The following is a 17,643-nucleotide window of genomic DNA, read 5'->3' on the forward strand; positions in this document are numbered from 1 at the left end:
CGAAGAAAGGCGCGGGAAACTGCGCCTTTTTTCATATGTGTGAAGATAATCCATGGTTAATGCGGAATTAACCATCGCCGGATTAGGATCGGACCGATTCATTCTGCCCTTAGCTATTCTGTTATGGGCGACAGCAGAAATTTCGGTTCGGGACTGGCTATATGCGGCAAGGATATTCGCCCTCATACCCGCTGCGTGACGAGCGGATAACGGAAGACAGGCTTCGCCTGACCAATATCTTCCGCAGGCAGTTCTATATACTGTTCGGTCTGGCGCTTTTGTCGCTGACGGCGATGGCCGTTGGCGCGCTGGCTACATGGAATGTGGCTGATCCAAGCTTCAGCCATGCAACCGACAATCCGGTGACCAATGCGCTTGGCTATCCGGGCGCTGTCTTCTCTGATCTGGCCATGCAGTTTTTCGGTCTGGCGAGCGTTCCCGCATTGCTGCCGCTGGTGGTGTGGTCGCTTCTCATGATGACGCGCGGTGGTATCGGTCGTGTTGCCAAGCGCAGCTTTGCCTGGATCGGCGCAGCCATTCTTTTCGCGGGCATTGCAAGCTGCTTTGCCGTGCCGGAAAGCTGGCCGATGCCAATCGGGCTTGGCGGTGTGTTTGGCGACATGCTGCTGCGGCTGCCCGGCCTGTTCCTTGGCCAGTTCCCGCAGGGTGCAATCGCTTCCGCGATTGCGCTGGTTCTCGCCTTTCCCGCTCTGTGGCTCTGCCTTTTTGCAAGCGGCATCATTGGCCGTGGCATCATCAATCCGGTTCAGCCTGCACAACGCGGACGGACTGAGGATGATTTCATCGATGAGGACGAGGAAGCCGCAGGCGGCGGCTTCCAGTTCATTGGTGCGCTGACCCACCTCGCCCTGACGACGACAGCCAACTTCAAGCGGCTCACCGGCCTTGGCCGTCGCCAGTCCCGTGACGAGGATTTCGGCGATATGCGCGCCGTGCGCCGCAGTGCTGAAACGCGCAATGGTGCGGAAGCGGGCAGGCGTCGTGAACCGGGCTTCGGTGGACCGTCAGCGGATGAAGCTCCGTTCGATATGGACGACCCGATGCATGATCCTATGGATGATGGCGTGGACGACGCACCGCTGGCCGGTCAGGAATGGCACGACGCACCGCCTGCACGCAGCCGCAAGGCGCGTGTCGAGCAGGCCGCGCCTTCGCCCAAGCCGGGCGCTCGCGCCCAGCGTGAAGCGCAGCCATCCTTCCTCAAGGATAATGGCGTGTTTGAAATGCCGTCGCTGCATTTCCTCGCGGAACCCAAGCTGGTCCAGCGCGATCCCGCTCTGTCGAAGGATGCGCTTGAGCAGAATGCGCGCCTGCTGGAAGGCGTGCTGGAAGATTTCGGCGTGCGCGGTGAAATCATCAATGTGAAGCCGGGCCCGGTGGTCACGCTTTACGAACTGGAGCCGGCACCGGGCATCAAGTCATCCCGCGTCATCGGCCTTGCCGACGATATCGCCCGCTCGATGAGCGCGATTGCCGCGCGTGTTGCTGTCATTCCGGGCCGCAACGCTATCGGCATCGAGCTGCCCAATCCGAAGCGCGAAATGGTGTATCTGCGCGAAATGCTGGCCAGCCGCGACTTCGAACAGTCCAAGGCGAAACTGGCGCTGGCGCTCGGCAAGACCATCAATGGTGAGCCGGTCATTGCCGATATCGCGAAGATGCCGCACGTGCTCGTTGCCGGAACGACCGGTTCGGGCAAGTCGGTTGCGATCAACACGATGATCCTGTCGCTGCTCTATCGCATGACGCCGCAGGAATGCCGCCTGATCATGATCGATCCGAAGATGCTGGAACTCTCCGTCTATGACGGCATTCCGCACCTGCTCACGCCGGTTGTGACCGACCCGAAAAAGGCTGTGGTCGCGCTCAAATGGACCGTGCGCGAAATGGAAGACCGTTATCGCAAGATGTCGAAGGTCGGCGTTCGCAACATCGACGGCTTCAATCAGCGTGTCGGTCTGGCGCAGAAAAAGGGCGAGCCGATTGCACGCACTGTGCAGACCGGCTTTGACCGCAATACCGGCGAGGCGATCTACGAGACCGAAGAGCTGGATCTGGCGCCAATGCCCTATATCGTCGTGATCATCGACGAAATGGCCGACCTGATGATGGTCGCGGGCAAGGATATCGAAGGCGCGGTGCAGCGTCTGGCGCAGATGGCGCGAGCCGCTGGTATCCACGTGATCATGGCCACGCAGCGTCCATCGGTGGATGTCATCACCGGTACGATCAAGGCCAACTTCCCGACCCGTATTTCCTTCCAGGTGACATCGAAGATCGATAGCCGCACCATTCTGGGCGAGCAGGGCGCCGAGCAGTTGCTCGGTCAGGGCGATATGCTCTTCATGGCTGGCGGCGGTCGTATCCAGCGCGTGCACGGGCCTTTCGTCGGCGACGACGAGGTGGAACGCATCGTGCAGCATCTGAAGCTTCAGGGCGTGCCGGAATATCTGGATGCCATCACTGAGGATGAAGAAGACGACGAGAGCGGCAGCGGCCCGTCTGGAACCTCCAATCTGGAAGATTCCGATGATCCGTATGATCAGGCCGTCGCCGTGGTGCTTCGCGACAAGAAGGCTTCCACTTCCTATATCCAGCGTCGTCTTGGCATTGGCTATAACCGGGCTGCGTCGATTATCGAGCGGATGGAAGACGAAGGGATTGTCGGTCCTGCCAACCATGCCGGAAAGCGCGAAATTCTCGTACCGACCGGTGACGATGACTTTTAAGCCAGGGATATTTCGGCTCTGGCAACCTGCAAATGGCGTTGTTCTGCGCTTCCGGTGCTCATGTACGTTAAGTACACTCCGCTCCGGTTCTCGAACCCCACCATTTTCGGTGCGCCATAGCCAAAATCTCATCGACCCTATGAAAACGGCACGCCACACTCGCGCCAAACTGGCGCGATAACCTGACGATATGATGAAAAGAGAAAGTATACCGATGATATTCTCCCGTTTTTCAGCCTTTGCGAAAGCTGGTCGTCTTGCAGCCGTGCTGGGAATGGGAGCGCTTGGTCTTGGCGTCACGTCTCTGGTTCTGACGCCTGTTGCCGCGATGGCGCAGGGGGCTGGTGCTGCTGGTGCAGCGCAGCAGATCGCCGATCATTTTTCATCGGTTCGCACCATGACGGGTGAGTTCGTACAGTTCGGCCCGAAGGGCGATCAGACTGGCGGCACTTTCTATATCGAGCGTCCGGGCAAGATCCGCTTCAACTACAATAATTCGCCGATCCGCGTGATTTCCGATGGCGAGTCTGTGGTCATCAACAATCGCAAGCTGGATACGTGGGATCTCTATCCGCTGTCCAAGACGCCGCTCAAGCTGTTACTGGCAGATCGCATTGATCTCGGCGGCGGTCGGTTGCAGAATGTGAAGCAGGAACCGGACATGACCACGCTGGTTCTCGGTGACAAGTCGATCTTCGGCGATTCGAAAATCACCATGATGTTCGATCCGAAGTCTTACGAGCTGAAGCAGTGGACGATCACCGATGCCCAGAAGCTTGATACGACGGTCATGATCTTCAATGTGCGCAGCGGTGTCCGTTTCACCGATGACATGTTCAAGATCGACTATCAGCGCATCGCCATGAAGCGCAAAGGCCAGTAACGGCCTTCACAAAAAGGTCAGCAAATGTCACCTTGCTGCGGCAAGCTGTTTGCATTTGCAGGATAAATGGTTAGGTTCGCGGCATCTTTTTCGTTGCTGCGAGTCCCACCCCCATGGTTTTTTCCGTTGCTACCTGGAACATCAACTCTGTGCGCCTGCGCATGCCGCTGGTCGAGCAGTTTCTGCGCGACTATCAGCCCGATGTTCTGTGTCTTCAGGAAACCAAGTGCCCGGACGATCAGTTTCCATCCAAGGGTTTTCGCGCACTTGGTTATGAACATATCGCGATCAGCGGCCAGAAGGGTTATCATGGCGTCGCAACCATTTCGCGCCGTCCATTGTCCGGTGTTGAGAAAATCGGCTTTTGCGATATGGGCGATTGCCGCCATTTGAGTGCGGTGGTCGAGGCGGGGACCAAGAAGCTTCGCATCCATAATTTCTACGTGCCGGCGGGAGGCGATGAGCCGGACCCGGCAATCAATCCGAAATTTGCCCACAAGCTTGGCTTTCTTGAAGAAATGCGCGCCATTGTGGCGGATCGTCAGGATGGTCTGTCGTCGATCCTGGTGGGCGATCTCAACATCGCCCCGCTTGAAAACGACGTCTGGTCGCATAAGCAGCTTTTGAAGATCGTCAGCCATACGCCGATCGAGACCGAGACGCTGGAAGATTTGCGCGTCAAGGGCGGCTGGAGCGATCTCATGCGTCAGATCATTCCGTCTGACCAGAAAATCTATACCTGGTGGAGCTATCGCGCCAAGGATTGGGATGAATCGGATCGTGGCCGCAGGCTCGACCATGTCTGGGGTTCTGCCGATCTGGAGGCCCATATGAAGGGCCTGCAGATTCTGCGCGATGCGCGTGGCTGGGAGCGGCCATCAGACCATGTTCCGGTTATTGCGACGTTCGATCTGGATTGATCCGGTAACAGCCCCTATATAGGAAGCAGTCTAAGCAAGGAGAAAAGAACGATGGATCAGACAGCACTGTATCAACCGACCAGTGTTTTCAATGTTTCCATGGTTCGCAATGACTGCTCTTCTGACACTTCAGGATGTTTCCTGCATCACGGCTGATGGCCGCACGCTTTTCGAATCCGTCAATTTTAGCGTAACCGAAGCCCGTATCGGGCTTGTCGGGCGCAATGGTGTGGGTAAATCCACGCTTCTCAACATCATGAGCGGTGTCTTGGCGCCGACATCGGGCACTGTCGCGCGCAGCGGCAGGCTCGGTGTTCTGCAACAGAATATCTCGACCGATAGCGGGCAAACGCTGGCCGATCTGTTCGAGCTTGCCGCAGAATTAGCCATGCTTTCGCGTATTGAGACCGGGCAGGGGGCGGACAGCGACTTTGAACAAGCCGACTGGGCTCTGCCGCAGCGCTTTGCGGACGCCTTACAGCGCTTCGGACTGGTACTTGAACCGCAGACACCCCTTGCGTTGCTCAGCGGTGGGCAGCGGACACGCGCGGCATTGGCTGCCCTGATCTTCCACCAACCCGATATCATTCTGTTGGATGAGCCGACCAACAATCTCGATCACGATGGCCGTGAGGCCGTGAGGGCTATGTTGGCGGACTGGCGCGGGGCGGCGATTGTCGTCAGCCATGATCGCGCATTGTTGCGGCAGATGGATAGCATCGCCGAGCTTACGCAAACTGGCCTGCATCTTTATGGCGGCAACTGGGATTTTTATCACGATAAGAAGCAGGAAGAGCGGGATATTGCGGCCCGCAATCTTCAGACGGCTCAACGCGAGGTGAAACAGGTTCAACGCAAGGCGCAGGACGCGGCCGAACGTCAGGCGCGCAGTGATGCGCGTGGGCGTAATTCACGTGCTGATAGCGGCATAAGTAAAATGACACTCGATGCGCGGGAGGATCGGGCGCAGAAGACCGGCGGCAAGGGGCAGGCGCTCGCGGATCGCAATTCGGAGAAAGCGCAGGCTCAATTGAAGGAGGCCGAGGCGCTGGTCGAAACGATCAAGCCAATGCGTTTCAACGTCGAGCGTTCGGCACTGCCATCCGGGCGCGTTCTTGTGGAAATCGATACTGTGTCGGGTGGACCGCGATCAGGCCGGCCTGTTATCCGGGACTTTTCGATGAAGATCGTCGGGCCGGAGCGCATCGCTATATGTGGTGCCAATGGTGCGGGTAAGACATCGCTGCTGCGGCTTGTCACGGGAGAACTGTTGCCGGTTGCTGGACGCGTGCAGTGTTACGTACCAATTGCGATGTTCGATCAGCAGATGAAGCTGATGGATCGCACGGCCACGCTTTATGAGAACTTCCGTCGTCTCAATCCGGATGCGAATGACAATGATGCGCGTGCAGCGCTGGCGCGTTTTTCATTTCGCGGCGAAAGCGCGAGCCGGTTTGCGGGAGAGCTGAGCGGTGGCGAATTGCTGCGCGCCGCGCTTGCCTGCGTTCTCGGCGGAACACAGAAGCCGGAATTGCTGATCCTGGACGAACCGACCAACCATCTCGATCTCGACTCCATCGAGGCTCTCGAAATAGCGCTAAACGGTTATGAAGGCGGCTTACTTGTTGTCAGCCATGATCAGGCGTTTTTGAACGCCATCGGAATAGAACGAGTGATTGAACTGTAATGAGAGGCGGTCAGTCACCATTCCCGAGACGAGGCGCGACCTTTTCAATCTCGCTGATCAGGTCCAGCAGATTACGGCTGATATGACTATGCAAGGAGGCTGCCACTTCTGGATATTCTTCCAGAATGCGCCGGAAGATCGAGCGGCTGATGCGGATCACTTCAGTTTCTGCTTCAGCGACCGCGCCGGTGAGGCGTGATGTCTGGGCGATGAGAGCCATCTCACCAAGCATCGCACCGGGGCCGACAGGGCGGATTGATATCCGCCCCTCATCAGCATCGTGAAACAGGGTAATGTTGCCGGAAACGACGATATATGCGCAGTCTGCGCTCTGGCCTTCACGAAAAAGTTCGCGGCCCGCGCGTAGCACAAGCCGCTCGGCGCCAAAGGCAAGAAGACGCAACTGTTCGGGTGTGAATGACTCGAACAGGCCCACCGTGCCGAGAATGCGAATATCGTCGTCTAGCGCCATAGATTGTCAATACACCTGCATCGAGCGCTGTCCATCACGGGACAAGCTTGTATCCCCCGCTTTCTGTGACGAGAAGCGTGGCATTGGACGGGTCTTTCTCGATTTTCTGGCGCAGGCGATAGACGTGGGTTTCAAGCGTATGGGTCGTTACGCCCGAATTATAACCCCAGACCTCTTCCAGCAGCACGTCGCGACCGATGACCTTGTCGCCAGCGCGATAGAGATACTTGATGATCGCCGCTTCCTTTTCGGTCAGGCGAATCTTCGCCCCCTTCTCGTCGATGAGCAGCTTTTGGCCCGGCTTGAACGTGTAGGCGCCGACCGTGAAGGTCGCGTCTTCGCTTTGTTCATGCTGGCGCAACTGCGCACGAATACGGGCAAGCAGAACGGCAAATTTGAACGGCTTGGTGACATAGTCATTCGCGCCGGATTCAAGACCGAGAATCGTGTCCGATTCAGTGTCATGTCCGGTCAGCATGATGATCGGGGACTTGAAGCCGCCTTTGCGCAGAAGCTTGACAGCCTCACGGCCATCCATGTCCGGCAGACCCACATCCATGATCAGAAGATCGACGATGCCGTTGCGCGCAGTCTGAATGCCCTTGGTGGCATTGTCTTCCTGCAGGATCTGGAATTCTTCACACAGCTCAAGCTGCTCGACGAGGATGGAGCGGAGATCTTCGTCGTCATCCACAATCAGAATTGTACGGCCTGTCATGCCTGTCCTCGTTACTCTTTGATTTAAATATGGCTCTTCGTGTTTTATGACACTTAATGGCCAGAAGTTGAAGCGGCGAAACGCGAATCATGCTTTCACCGGCTTCAGGGGCGGATTGTAAACATGTTTTGCCCGAAAACTGAAAATGGAGGCGGGGGCGTGACCAGATACCAAGGAAGCCGTGGGGTCGGCATCATCAATGTTCGGGCCAAGCCGGGCCACAAGACTCGCGGGCTGCTTACTGCTGGCAATCTGGTGCTGGAATGCGCGCTTGGCAAGGGGGGCATCAGCGCTTTCAAGCGCGAGGGCGACGGCGCAACGCCTTTGACCGCCATGCGTCTGCTCTACGGATATCGCCGTGGCGATAAGGGAACTCTGCCGATAACGCAGCTGCCGTTGCGTAGAATCCGTCGTCTGGACGGTTGGTGCGACGCACCGGGAGACCGCAATTATAACCGGCCGGTACCGCTGCCTTACAAGGCCAGTCACGAAGATATGTGGCGCAAGGACGATCTCTACGATGTCTGCATTGTGATGGACTGGAATATCGTACCGCGCCGTCGCGGCTGCGGCAGCGCCATTTTCTTCCACCTTGCAAGGCCCGGCTATACACCGACCGAGGGCTGTATCGCATTGAAGCGCGCCGACATGGCGCGCCTCTTGCCGCATTTATCGGATCGAACGGTGGTTCGCGTCCTGCGATAGTTTCGATCCGTCAGTGTGCCGGTGCGGGAACGACTTTCACTTCATTGCCCTGCACATCATAGAGCTTTCCGCCGAGGACATAGTCGCCATCATGCAGTTCGGCGATGTGGTGATGGCGGATGATGCGCTCGGTTCCTTCCGAGAACACAGACATTTGATCGGAATTGCCGGTCTTGAATTCATTGAACATCAGGTTCAGCAAGATGGCCATCAGCGCAGCCGAGCTGATGCCGGAATGGAAGATGGTTTCAAACCAGGCCGGAAACTGATGATAGAACTGCGGCGCGGCAATCGGGATCATGCCGAAACCGATGGAGGTCGCCACGATGATCAGATTGACATTGTTCTGATAATCGACCTTCGACAGCGTGCGAATACCGCTGGCCGCAACTGTGCCGAAAAGCACGATGCCTGCACCGCCCAGAACCGCTGGCGGAACGCAGGCAATCACGCGCCCCATCACCGGCAACAGGCCAAGCGCCACGAGAATGAGACCGCCGGTCGCGACGACAAAGCGGCTTTTCACACCTGTTACCGCCACAAGGCCGACATTCTGCGCAAAAGCGCTTTGTGTGAACGAGCCAAAGACCGGGGCAAGAATGCTTGATGCCATGTCGGCACGCAGTCCGTTGCCGAGCCTGCGGGAATCGACCTTGGTGCCGATGATATCGCCTACCGCCAGAATATCGGCGGATGTTTCCACCAAAGTCACCAGAATGACGATGAACATGGAAATGGTCGCGGCGATGCTGAACACCGGCATTCCGAAATGGAAGATTTCCGGGAAAGCCATGACCGGGCCTTCGCTGACTCTCGAAAAATCCGTCATGCCGAGCGCCCAGGCGATCAGCGTGCCGCACACCATGGCAAGCAGGATGGACAGGCGGGAAATTGTGGCGCTTCCGATTTTGCTCAAGACAAGCACAAGCGCCAGCGTCAATCCAGCGAGGCCGATATTGGACATGCTGCCGAAGTCGGGCGCATTGCTGTTACCGCCCATCGCCCAGCGGGCGGCAACAGGCATCAGCGTCAGGCCGATGGTTGTAATGACGATGCCCGTCACGAGCGGTGGAAAGAAGCGCGTAATGCGTGAGAAAATCGGCGTTATCAGAAAGCCGATAAAAGCCGCTGCCATGACGGAGCCAAGGACGACTTGCAGCCCCGCTTCGCCGCTACCGCTGGATGTGACGATGGCCACCATCGTGGCGACACCGGCAAAGGACACGCCCTGCACGAGCGGCAACTGGCATCCGAAAAAGGGAATGCCGATGGTTTGCAGTACGGTGGCGACACCGCCTGCAAAGAGCGAAGCCGTGATGAGAAGCCCAACTTCGCTGGGACTCAGCCCTGCGGCCTGACCGATAATCAGTGGAACCGCGACAATGCCGCCATACATGGTCAGCACATGCTGAAAACCATAGGCAATGTTGGCAGCAACCGACAGTTTTTCATCTTCGGGGCGCGAAACTGCATCCGCCCCGGACAGGTGCGTATTCAATGCTACTCCCTCCCGGCAGACGGGTTTAGACCAGTCTGCCCTCTCCGTTCTCCCTGCGCAATCGTGTTGTGGCTGTCCGAGTTATGCCACACACACAAATACGCGATGTCTCCTCCAAGACAGTCGCAAGAGTATAACGACAGCCGTCCGCATGACTGTGCGTCTTTTGCTTGAAATTGTTTTCGACGCGGGAAGGCTAATGTTGTGGGTGGATTTAGCGTTCGGTGATTTTCATCGCTTCTTGCAGAACCGTGAAAACAGCGGGGTCAGTCGATTGTGCCACATTGAAGCGCAAATAGGAACTTGCGGTCCGTGACGGGCTGAACACATCACCCGGAGCCAGAACGACACCCTTGTCGAGAGCGTGTCTGGCAATGATGCCGGAGTCCATGCCGTCCGGCAGGCGCGCCCAGAGAAACATGCCGCCTTGCGGTTCGTTCCAGAGTTCAAGTCCTGCGGCTTTCAGGCGCTTGGCGGTCAGCGTCATGGCATCGGCCAGCTTGGCGCGCATGCCTTCGATGTGGCGGCGATAGGTGCCGTCGGTCAGAAGCGCGTGGACGACTTGTGCTGAAATCGAATTGCCGCCGAAGGTGGTGGCCAGCTTCAAATCGGTGAGGCCGTCGATCCAGTCGCTGCGCCCGGCAATATAGCCGACACGGGCCGCAGCCGAGAGGGTCTTGGAGAAGCTGCCAATGTGCAGAACACGTTCGAACCCGTCGAGTTCCGCCAGCAGCGGTGCTGGTGAGGGATGAAAATCGCCGAAAATATTATCCTCGACGAGAATGATGCCATGGGCTTCCGCAAGTTTCAGCAGGCGATGCGCGGTTGCGGGCGACATGACGCCGCCGGTCGGGTTTTGCAGCCCTGCATTGGAAATATAGAGTTTCGGCGCATGTTCGGCGGCTGCCTTGGCGAAGGCTTCGAGGTCCGGGCCGCTATGTGTATAGGGGACGCCGATCAGCTTGACGCGATGGGTCAGCAGCACGGCCTGAAAATTGAAATAGCAGGGATCGTCCACCAGCACGGTGTCGCCCGGCTGAAGCAGAAAGCGGCAAATGAGATCGATGGCCTGCGTGCCGGAATCGGTCAGCATTATCTCGCCACCGGAAATATCCATGCCCTGTTCCGCCAGCCGGTGCGCGAGGTGGCTGCGCAGCGGACGGAAGCCGAGCGGTTCGCCATAGGTGGCGAGATCGCTGCGCTCGTCGCGAGCAATGGCGCGGAGCGCGCGGCGGATGCCTTCAAGCGGCAGCCATTCATCCGGCAGCCAGCCGCAGCCGGGCTTCAATGTCTTGCCTTCGGTTTCCAGCGATTGGCGCATGACCCAGAATGGATCGATCTGCCGGTCCTTATGCGGTGTGGTCGTGGCCAGCGAAAAGGGCTGGCGCGCCCGTTCCGACACATAGAAGCCCGCGCCGCGGCGTGACTGGATGATGCCTTCGGCGACCAGCCGGTCATAGGCTTCGACAACGGTCGATTTGGAAACGTCCATCGTCCCGGCAAGCCGACGGATCGATGGCAGTCGGGCGCCGGGCGCAAGGCTCATGGCCGCAATCCGTCCACGGATAATGGACATGACTTTTTCGACGAGCGAGGTCTTCTCCGCAGCAGCGTTTTCATCGCCGCGCGCGTTATCGACGCCCGCATAGGCGGCTTCTACGGCTTCCAGGCTGCGCAATAAGCCCGTCGATATCATCTGTACTCTCTTTCGTACCAGTACAGTTTGCCAGAATTGTCCGGTAACTGTCTCTGATTATTTCGGCAAGTTCGCGGCATTGTCCGCAAAATTCATAGACGATTTTGTTGAAAGCTGAAAAGACACATGCGCGAGAATGTTGGGAACAAGGTGGTTGTTAGCCAGACCGTGGGTAACAAGACGGCCGGGTGGTTGAATGGATTTCTCGGTGTGCTGATTTTCTCAGGCTCGCTACCCGCGACCCGTCTTGCCGTCATCGATATCGATCCGACTTTTCTGACACTGGCACGCGCGTCGATTGCCGGACTGCTGGGCATGGCGCTGCTGCTGGCATTCCGTGAACCGTTTCCGCGCAAGAGCGATGTCATTTCACTCATTGTCGTGGCGCTGGGCGTCGTGGTCGGCTTTCCGCTGCTGACGGGCATCGCGCTGCAACATATGACCTCTGCCCATGCGATTGTCTTCATCGGGCTGCTGCCGCTTTCAACGGCGGTATTTGCGGTGCTGCGCGGCGGCGAGCGTCCGCGTCCGCTGTTCTGGCTATTTTCGATCGTGGGCGGCGCTATCGTCGCGTCCTACGCTTACGGGCAGGGCAGCCAGTCGACTTTCCTAGGCGATGTGCTGATGCTGGGCGCGATCATTGTTTGCGGGCTTGGCTATGCGGAAGGTGCGAGCCTGTCCCGCAGGCTCGGCGGCTGGCAGGTCATTTGCTGGGCGCTGGTTTTCTCGCTGCCGATCATGCTGCCGCTGACCATTCTCATGCGTCCTGAAACATGGGCGGGGATTGGGGCCATGGCCTGGGGCGGACTGGTCTATGTTTCGCTGTTCTCGATGCTAATCGGCTTTTTCTTCTGGTATCGCGGGCTGGCGCAAGGCGGCGCTGCGACGGTCGGTCAGCTTCAGCTTTTGCAACCGTTTTTCGGCTTGATGCTGGCGGCGGGCATTGCGGGCGAACCCGTCAGCATGGGCATGGTCGCGACAGCGGGGATTGTCGTGCTCTGCGTCGCGGGAGCGAAACGCTTTGCTTAAGCAAAAGCACATCCCGAAAAGTGTGAAACGGTTTTCGGATAAGATGTGCGTCTAAATGAATGCCCAGACGGTTGTGCGCTTGACCTCGGAATCTTCCAGCGCACGCGTCACGGGCACGGTGTAGACGGCAAGCTGCCGCAAGCGCTCTTTCGGTAGATAGGAGCGGCCCGGATCGCCGACAATGATCTCAGCGCCGCGTTCCGCCAGTTTTGCGAACCATGGAATAAGCCGATCGGCCAGCGCCTTCTCATAGAAGACATCGCCTGCCAGAACCACATCCCAGCCGTAATCGGTGCCGATGAGATCTTCAAGGCTTGCGGTCACCGCCACGCCGTTGGCCGTGGCGTTGATATCGATTGCCGGGAGCGCGAAGGGATCGATATCCGAAGCGAGGACGCTATTCGCACCAGCCTTCATGGCCGCGATGGCGACAAGACCTGAGCCGGACGCAAAATCCAGCACAGTCTTGCCGCTTACGGTTTTCGGATAGTCGAGAATATAGCGCGCCACGCCCTGACCGCCCGCCCAGGCAAAGGCCCAGAAGGGCGGCGGCAGGCCGATTGTGGCCAGTTCTTCCTCTGTCTTGTGCCAGAGGTCGTGCGCTTCGTCAGCCAGATGCAGGCGGATTTCCGGCACATGCGGTGGTGCTTGCAGGCCGGTATTGGCCAGAATGAAGCTGCGCGTGCTGGTTTCCGCCGGATCGAGCATCGGTTGCTGGTCTCAGATGTCTTTGGCGTCGAGGCCGCCCATGCGGCAGACTTCGATCCATTCGTCTTCGGTCACCGGCTGCACAGACAGGCGCATGGAGGTGACAAGCGCCATGTTCTCAAGCTTAGGGTTCGCCTTGACGTCCTTCAGCGTAACAGGCTTCGGCACATCGCGGACGGCCTTGATGTCTACACAGTCCCAGCGCGGATCATCGGTGGTGCTGTCGGGGTGCGACAAAGCGCAAACCTCGACAATGCCGACCACTTCGAGCCCTTCATTGGAATGATAGAAAAAGCCTTTGTCGCCGATTTTCATGGCGCGCATGTTGTTGCGCGCCAGATAATTGCGCACACCATCCCATTGCTCGCCCTTTTCGCCACGGGCCTTTTGCATTTCCCATGACCATTTGAACGGTTCGGACTTGAACAGCCAGTATGCCATTGCGTGTTCCCCGGTGCTTAAGCCTTAGGCGTTGGCAGGATTTTTGAACGTCCAGTTCCACGGGCGTACGGTGACGTCCTGAAACAGACCAGCTTTCGCATAGGGATCATTGGCGCCGATGGCGGCCGCTGCGGCCTTGTCTTCAGCTTCGACAACGAGAAGGCTGCCATTTGGCTTGCCGTCTTCGCCGAGGAAGGGACCGGCAAACTTCAGCACATCGCCAAGGCTCGTAAGATATTCGAGATGCGTCGGGCGCGTATCGAGGCGCACCTGCAAATGGTCGGGCTTGTCGTTGCAGAGAAGTGCAAAAAGCATCGTCTGGTCCTCTAGTCTTCGGTCTTGAGTGGTCGGTTGATGAGACTGGTTACAGCCTCATCGATGGTGATCTTCCCGCTGAGCAAAGCGCCAACCGCATCGATGATGGGTGCAGAAATGCCGTGCTTTTCGCACAGTTCCGCAGCAATAGGCGCGGTAGCGACACCTTCGGCCAGAGGCCGGTTGGTCAGGTCTTCGCCGCGTCCCAGCGCAAGACCGTAGGAATAGTTGCGCGATTGTGATGATGAGCATGTCAGCATCAGATCGCCGAGGCCGGAGAGCCCCATGATGGTTTCCGGCTTTGCGCCCATGGCTTGTCCGATACGGCGCAGTTCCGCGAAGCCGCGTGTGACGAGCGCTGCTTGCGCGCTCGCACCATAGCCGCGTCCGACAGCGGCGCCAGCGGCAATCGCCAGAACGTTTTTCAAAGCGCCGCCAATCTCGACGCCTTTAAGATCGGTGGTCGAATAGCAGCGAAAAGCTGGACCAGAAAGAAGAGCTGCCAGCTTGTCGGCTGTGTCTGCATCTTCACAGGCAACCGTCACAGCCGTTGGCAGGCCGCGTGCAACATCGGTTGCAAAACTTGGGCCGGAAAGGGCAGCGATGCGGTGGTTCGGCAAAACTTCCGCCACCACTTCCGACATCAGGCGTCCGGTGCCGCGTTCAATTCCCTTGGCGCAAAGAACGACGGGCGCGGACTGTGGAATGAGGCCGCTCAGTTCGGAGAGGCCCACGCGCATTGCCTGTGCCGGGACTACCGCCAAAACGGCGTCAGCACCGGTCACAACATCGGAAGCCTTGGTGCTGGCGCGAATACCGGCTGGCAGTTCGATGTCGCCCAGATAGCGCGGGTTGCGTCGGTTTTCGTTGATCGCTGCGACCGTGTCCGTAACACGGGCGTAAAGCCAGGCTTCGTGGCCGCTGGTCGCCGCCATGGCAGCAAGCGCCGTGCCCCATGCGCCGCCACCGAGAACGGCGATCTTCGTGCGACCGCTCATGCTTTGGCTCCGCGCCGTCCCGTGCCGATCAGCGGCGCGGATTTTTCATCGAGCGGCCAGCGCGAGCGCGGCGCGATGGCAAGCGAATCCGGCATTTTGGTTGCGGCATGCTCGGCTCCAGCCCAGGCGATCATCGCTGCATTGTCGGTGCAAAGATTGAGCGGCGGTGCGATAAAGCTGAAGCCGTGTCTGGCGCAGAGCTGCTCCAGCGAAGCTCGCAAGGTCTTGTTGGCGGCCACACCGCCCGCGACCACCAGCGACGGTGTCGCGCAGTCCGGAAATTCTGCCTTGAAACGTTCGAGCGAACGTCCGACCCGGTCGGCAAGCGTATCGGCCACTGCGGCCTGAAACGAGGCGCAAATATCGGCGACATCCTGATCGCTGAGCGGCACCAGTTCGCTTGCCGTCTGGCGCACGGCGGTCTTGAGACCGGAAAATGAAAAATCGAGCCGCGCTTCGCCTTTCAGCGGTCGGGGCAGGGCAAAGCGCTTGGGATCGCCCTGAAGCGCCATGCGCTCAACCGCCGGACCGCCGGGATAAGGCAGGCCGAGAAGCTTCGCCGTCTTGTCGAAGGCTTCACCCAGCGCATCATCAATCGTGGTGCCGAGGCGCTCATAATCATTAAGTCCGCGCACCAGCACCATCTGCGTGTGACCACCCGAAACCAGCAGCAGCAGATAGGGAAATTCGAGCTTGTCGGTCAGCCGCGCCGTCAGCGCGTGGCCTTCGAGATGGTTTACAGCATAGAACGGCTTTTGCGCAGCCATGGCGAGCGCCTTGGCCGTCATCAGGCCGACGATCAGCCCACCGATCAGGCCGGGACCGGCGGTGGCTGCCACGGCATCCACATCATCGAGCTGCATATCCGCATCCTGCAAGGCGCGCGCGACCAGCCGGTCCAGCGCCTCGACATGTGCGCGTGCCGCAATTTCCGGCACAACGCCGCCATAAGGCTCGTGTTCGGCGATCTGGCTCAGAACCACATTGGACAGAATACGGCCTTCACCCTTATCGTTGCGTTCAACGATAGCGGCGGCTGTTTCGTCGCAACTGGTTTCTATTCCAAGAATGCGCATTTGCGGTTAGACCCTGCCAGTCTCATATTTCTGATACGTCAAGCAACCCGGTACCATGGACGACGCAATATGCAAACACCATCCTTGAAGATTGGCACACGCGGTAGCAAGCTGGCTCTGGCTCAAGCTCACGAGACGCGTCGCCGCCTGATGGAAGCGCATGGCTTGCCGGAAGAGGCAATCGAGATTTTGCCCATGTCCACGGCGGGCGACCGCATTCAGGACCGCCCGCTCTCGGAAGTCGGCGGCAAGGGGCTTTTCACCGAGGAAATCGAGCAGGCGCTGAAGGACGGACGTATCGATCTCGCCGTTCATTCGACCAAGGATATGCCGACTGTCTTGCCTGAAGGCTTGCATCTTTCCGTCTTTCTCGAACGCGAAGACCCGCGCGATGCCTTCATCGGTCGCACGGCCAAGCGGTTCATGGATTTGCCGCAGGGCGCCGTCGTTGGTTCGTCGTCACTGCGCCGTCAGGCGCTGATCCGGCGCCTTCGCCCGGACATTCAGGTGGTGATGTATCGCGGCAATGTCGATACCCGTTTGCGAAAACTTGAAGCAGGCGAGGTTGATGGAACCTTTCTGGCCTGTGCAGGTCTGAAGCGGCTGGGCCTTGATGCAGCGATTACCGAACTGGTGGATCCGCTGACCTTCCCGCCCGCGCCGGGACAGGGCGCCATCGGTATTGAAAGCCGCATCGGCGATGCGCGCATTGATGAGCTGCTGGCACCGTTGGCGCATCGCGACACGCAGGTAGCCCTTGCCTGCGAACGCGCGTTTTTGGGCGCGCTTGACGGCTCCTGCCGCACGCCGATTGCCGGGCTTGCCACTGTGGACGGCGACAAGGTGCATTTCCATGGCATGATCCTGACGCCCGATGGCACAAAGGCGCATGAAGTGACGCTCGACGGCACGGCATCGGAAGCGGCGGCGCTTGGGATTGAGGCTGCAAGTCAGGTTCGTGCCGCTGCCGGTCCGCATTTCTTCACCGACTGGGATTGATCTTGACCGGGCCGGGCGCAGCCATAGCAGGCAGGCGGGTTCTGGTGACGAGGCCAGAACCGGCGGCCCTGCTGACCGCCGCGAAACTCACTGATGCGGGTTTCGAGCCGGTGCTTCTGCCGCTCAGCCGCACGGTCACAATGGCTTTTTCCCTGCCTGATACCCGTTTCGACGCATTGACGGTGACAAGCGCCAATGCGTTTCGCCATGCGGGGCATGCTTTGCCGCAACGCGATATGCCGCTCTTCGCCGTTGGCGAGGGTACGGCGCGCGGCGCGTGTGAGGCGGGCTTCACCGATGTGGTCGACGGTGGCGGTGATGCGGTGCGTCTTGCTGAAACCATGCGTAAGGTTTTGCCGCAAGGCGCGCGCATTCTCTATCTGGCGGGGCGCGTTCGCCAGCCGATTTTCGAAGAACGTGTATCCGCAGCTGGTCTCGATATGACCGTGTGCGATGTCTATGATATCGAAACCATCGATTATTCGCGTGATGAACTTCAGCGCATATTGGGCACGCAACCGCTTGCGGCTGTGATGCTCTATTCCGGTGTGGCGGCGGAAGAATTTACCGCCGCGATGGGCGAGATTGCCCCGCCTTTTAACGAAAAGACCCGTTTTTTGTGTATATCGGCGCGTGTGGCCGCAAAACTGCCCGCCGAATGGCAGACGAATGCGCTGGTCGCAGAACAGCCGGACGAGAAAGGACTTTTCCGCCTGTTTTCCAAACTTTGACTCTTTTAGACGCAACC

At 58.7% G+C, this 17,643-nt stretch carries 17 protein-coding genes; 8 read left to right on the top strand and 9 right to left on the bottom strand.

The window, feature by feature from the left end:
* The first annotated feature begins 161 nt into the window (after positions 1–161).
* The 4 genes from FHW00_RS02125 to FHW00_RS02140 all read left to right on the top strand — a co-directional run bounded on the left by FHW00_RS02125 (position 162) and on the right by FHW00_RS02140 (position 6,240).
* Positions 162–2,750, top strand: a complete 2,589-nt coding sequence (locus FHW00_RS02125; RefSeq protein WP_078337544.1) for a DNA translocase FtsK — start codon at positions 162–164, stop codon at positions 2,748–2,750.
* Positions 2,751–2,964: 214 nt separating this feature from the next.
* Entirely contained in the window at positions 2,965–3,633 is a 669-nt protein-coding gene (locus tag FHW00_RS02130; protein WP_176168299.1) for an outer membrane lipoprotein carrier protein LolA, read from the top strand.
* A gap of 113 nt (positions 3,634–3,746) precedes the next feature.
* On the top strand, positions 3,747–4,553 hold the full coding sequence (xth, locus tag FHW00_RS02135) for an exodeoxyribonuclease III (RefSeq protein ID WP_078337542.1): 807 nt from the start codon (positions 3,747–3,749) through the stop codon (positions 4,551–4,553).
* A gap of 109 nt (positions 4,554–4,662) precedes the next feature.
* Positions 4,663–6,240 carry an ABC-F family ATP-binding cassette domain-containing protein gene (locus tag FHW00_RS02140; RefSeq protein WP_078337812.1) on the top strand — a complete coding sequence of 526 codons (1,578 nt, stop codon included), beginning with the start codon at positions 4,663–4,665 and terminating at the stop codon, positions 6,238–6,240.
* Positions 6,241–6,250: 10 nt separating this feature from the next.
* Here the strand turns inward: FHW00_RS02140 and FHW00_RS02145 are convergent, their stop codons facing one another.
* Both FHW00_RS02145 and FHW00_RS02150 read right to left on the bottom strand, forming a co-directional pair.
* Positions 6,251–6,712, bottom strand: coding sequence for a cyclic nucleotide-binding domain-containing protein (locus tag FHW00_RS02145; RefSeq protein WP_078337541.1), 462 nt, complete (start codon positions 6,710–6,712; stop codon positions 6,251–6,253).
* Between the two features lie 34 nt (positions 6,713–6,746).
* The gene (locus tag FHW00_RS02150) at positions 6,747–7,430 is read right to left on the bottom strand and encodes a response regulator transcription factor (protein ID WP_078337540.1); all 684 of its coding nucleotides are present in this window, start codon (positions 7,428–7,430) and stop codon (positions 6,747–6,749) included.
* A gap of 123 nt (positions 7,431–7,553) precedes the next feature.
* Here FHW00_RS02150 and FHW00_RS02155 point away from each other — a divergent pair, with 123 nt between their 5' ends.
* Entirely contained in the window at positions 7,554–8,135 is a 582-nt protein-coding gene (locus FHW00_RS02155; protein ID WP_210276416.1) for a L,D-transpeptidase family protein, read from the top strand.
* A gap of 10 nt (positions 8,136–8,145) precedes the next feature.
* On the opposite strand, the gene FHW00_RS02160 is transcribed toward FHW00_RS02155, so the two are convergent.
* Both FHW00_RS02160 and FHW00_RS02165 read right to left on the bottom strand, forming a co-directional pair.
* Positions 8,146–9,633: a nucleobase:cation symporter-2 family protein gene (locus FHW00_RS02160; protein WP_078337539.1), complete on the bottom strand. Its 1,488-nt coding sequence runs from the start codon at positions 9,631–9,633 to the stop codon at positions 8,146–8,148.
* Positions 9,634–9,847: 214 nt separating this feature from the next.
* Positions 9,848–11,329 (bottom strand): aminotransferase-like domain-containing protein, encoded by a 1,482-nt coding sequence (locus FHW00_RS02165; protein WP_078337538.1) that lies wholly within the window; start codon positions 11,327–11,329, stop codon positions 9,848–9,850.
* A 126-nt stretch (positions 11,330–11,455) separates the two neighbouring features.
* On the opposite strand from FHW00_RS02165, the gene FHW00_RS02170 reads away from it, so the two are divergent.
* Entirely contained in the window at positions 11,456–12,358 is a 903-nt protein-coding gene (locus FHW00_RS02170) for a DMT family transporter (RefSeq protein ID WP_078337537.1), read from the top strand.
* Between the two features lie 51 nt (positions 12,359–12,409).
* On the opposite strand, the gene FHW00_RS02175 is transcribed toward FHW00_RS02170, so the two are convergent.
* From FHW00_RS02175 to tsaD, 5 genes are read right to left on the bottom strand one after another with little or no spacing between them, the layout of a single operon-like run.
* Positions 12,410–13,066, bottom strand: coding sequence for a class I SAM-dependent methyltransferase (locus FHW00_RS02175; RefSeq protein ID WP_078337536.1), 657 nt, complete (start codon positions 13,064–13,066; stop codon positions 12,410–12,412).
* 12 nt (positions 13,067–13,078) lie between these two features.
* Entirely contained in the window at positions 13,079–13,507 is a 429-nt protein-coding gene (locus FHW00_RS02180; protein ID WP_078337535.1) for an EVE domain-containing protein, read from the bottom strand.
* Between the two features lie 24 nt (positions 13,508–13,531).
* A complete protein-coding gene (locus tag FHW00_RS02185; RefSeq protein ID WP_078337534.1) occupies positions 13,532–13,822 on the bottom strand; it encodes a YciI-like protein in 291 nt (96 codons plus the stop codon).
* An 11-nt stretch (positions 13,823–13,833) separates the two neighbouring features.
* Positions 13,834–14,820: an NAD(P)H-dependent glycerol-3-phosphate dehydrogenase gene (locus FHW00_RS02190; protein ID WP_078337533.1), complete on the bottom strand. Its 987-nt coding sequence runs from the start codon at positions 14,818–14,820 to the stop codon at positions 13,834–13,836.
* Positions 14,817–15,896, bottom strand: coding sequence for a tRNA (adenosine(37)-N6)-threonylcarbamoyltransferase complex transferase subunit TsaD (tsaD, locus tag FHW00_RS02195; RefSeq protein ID WP_113533785.1), 1,080 nt, complete (start codon positions 15,894–15,896; stop codon positions 14,817–14,819). Before tsaD ends, FHW00_RS02190 begins: the two co-directional genes overlap by 4 nt.
* Before the next feature lie 69 nt (positions 15,897–15,965).
* Here tsaD and hemC point away from each other — a divergent pair, with 69 nt between their 5' ends.
* Together hemC and FHW00_RS02205 are read left to right on the top strand one after the other, a co-directional pair.
* A complete protein-coding gene (gene hemC, locus FHW00_RS02200; RefSeq protein WP_078337532.1) occupies positions 15,966–16,895 on the top strand; it encodes a hydroxymethylbilane synthase in 930 nt (309 codons plus the stop codon).
* 2 nt (positions 16,896–16,897) lie between these two features.
* Entirely contained in the window at positions 16,898–17,626 is a 729-nt protein-coding gene (locus tag FHW00_RS02205) for a uroporphyrinogen-III synthase (protein ID WP_078337531.1), read from the top strand.
* Positions 17,627–17,643: the final 17 nt, after the last annotated feature.

This window comes from Ochrobactrum sp. P6BSIII, assembly GCF_014138065.1.
GTDB lineage: Bacteria > Pseudomonadota > Alphaproteobacteria > Rhizobiales > Rhizobiaceae > Brucella.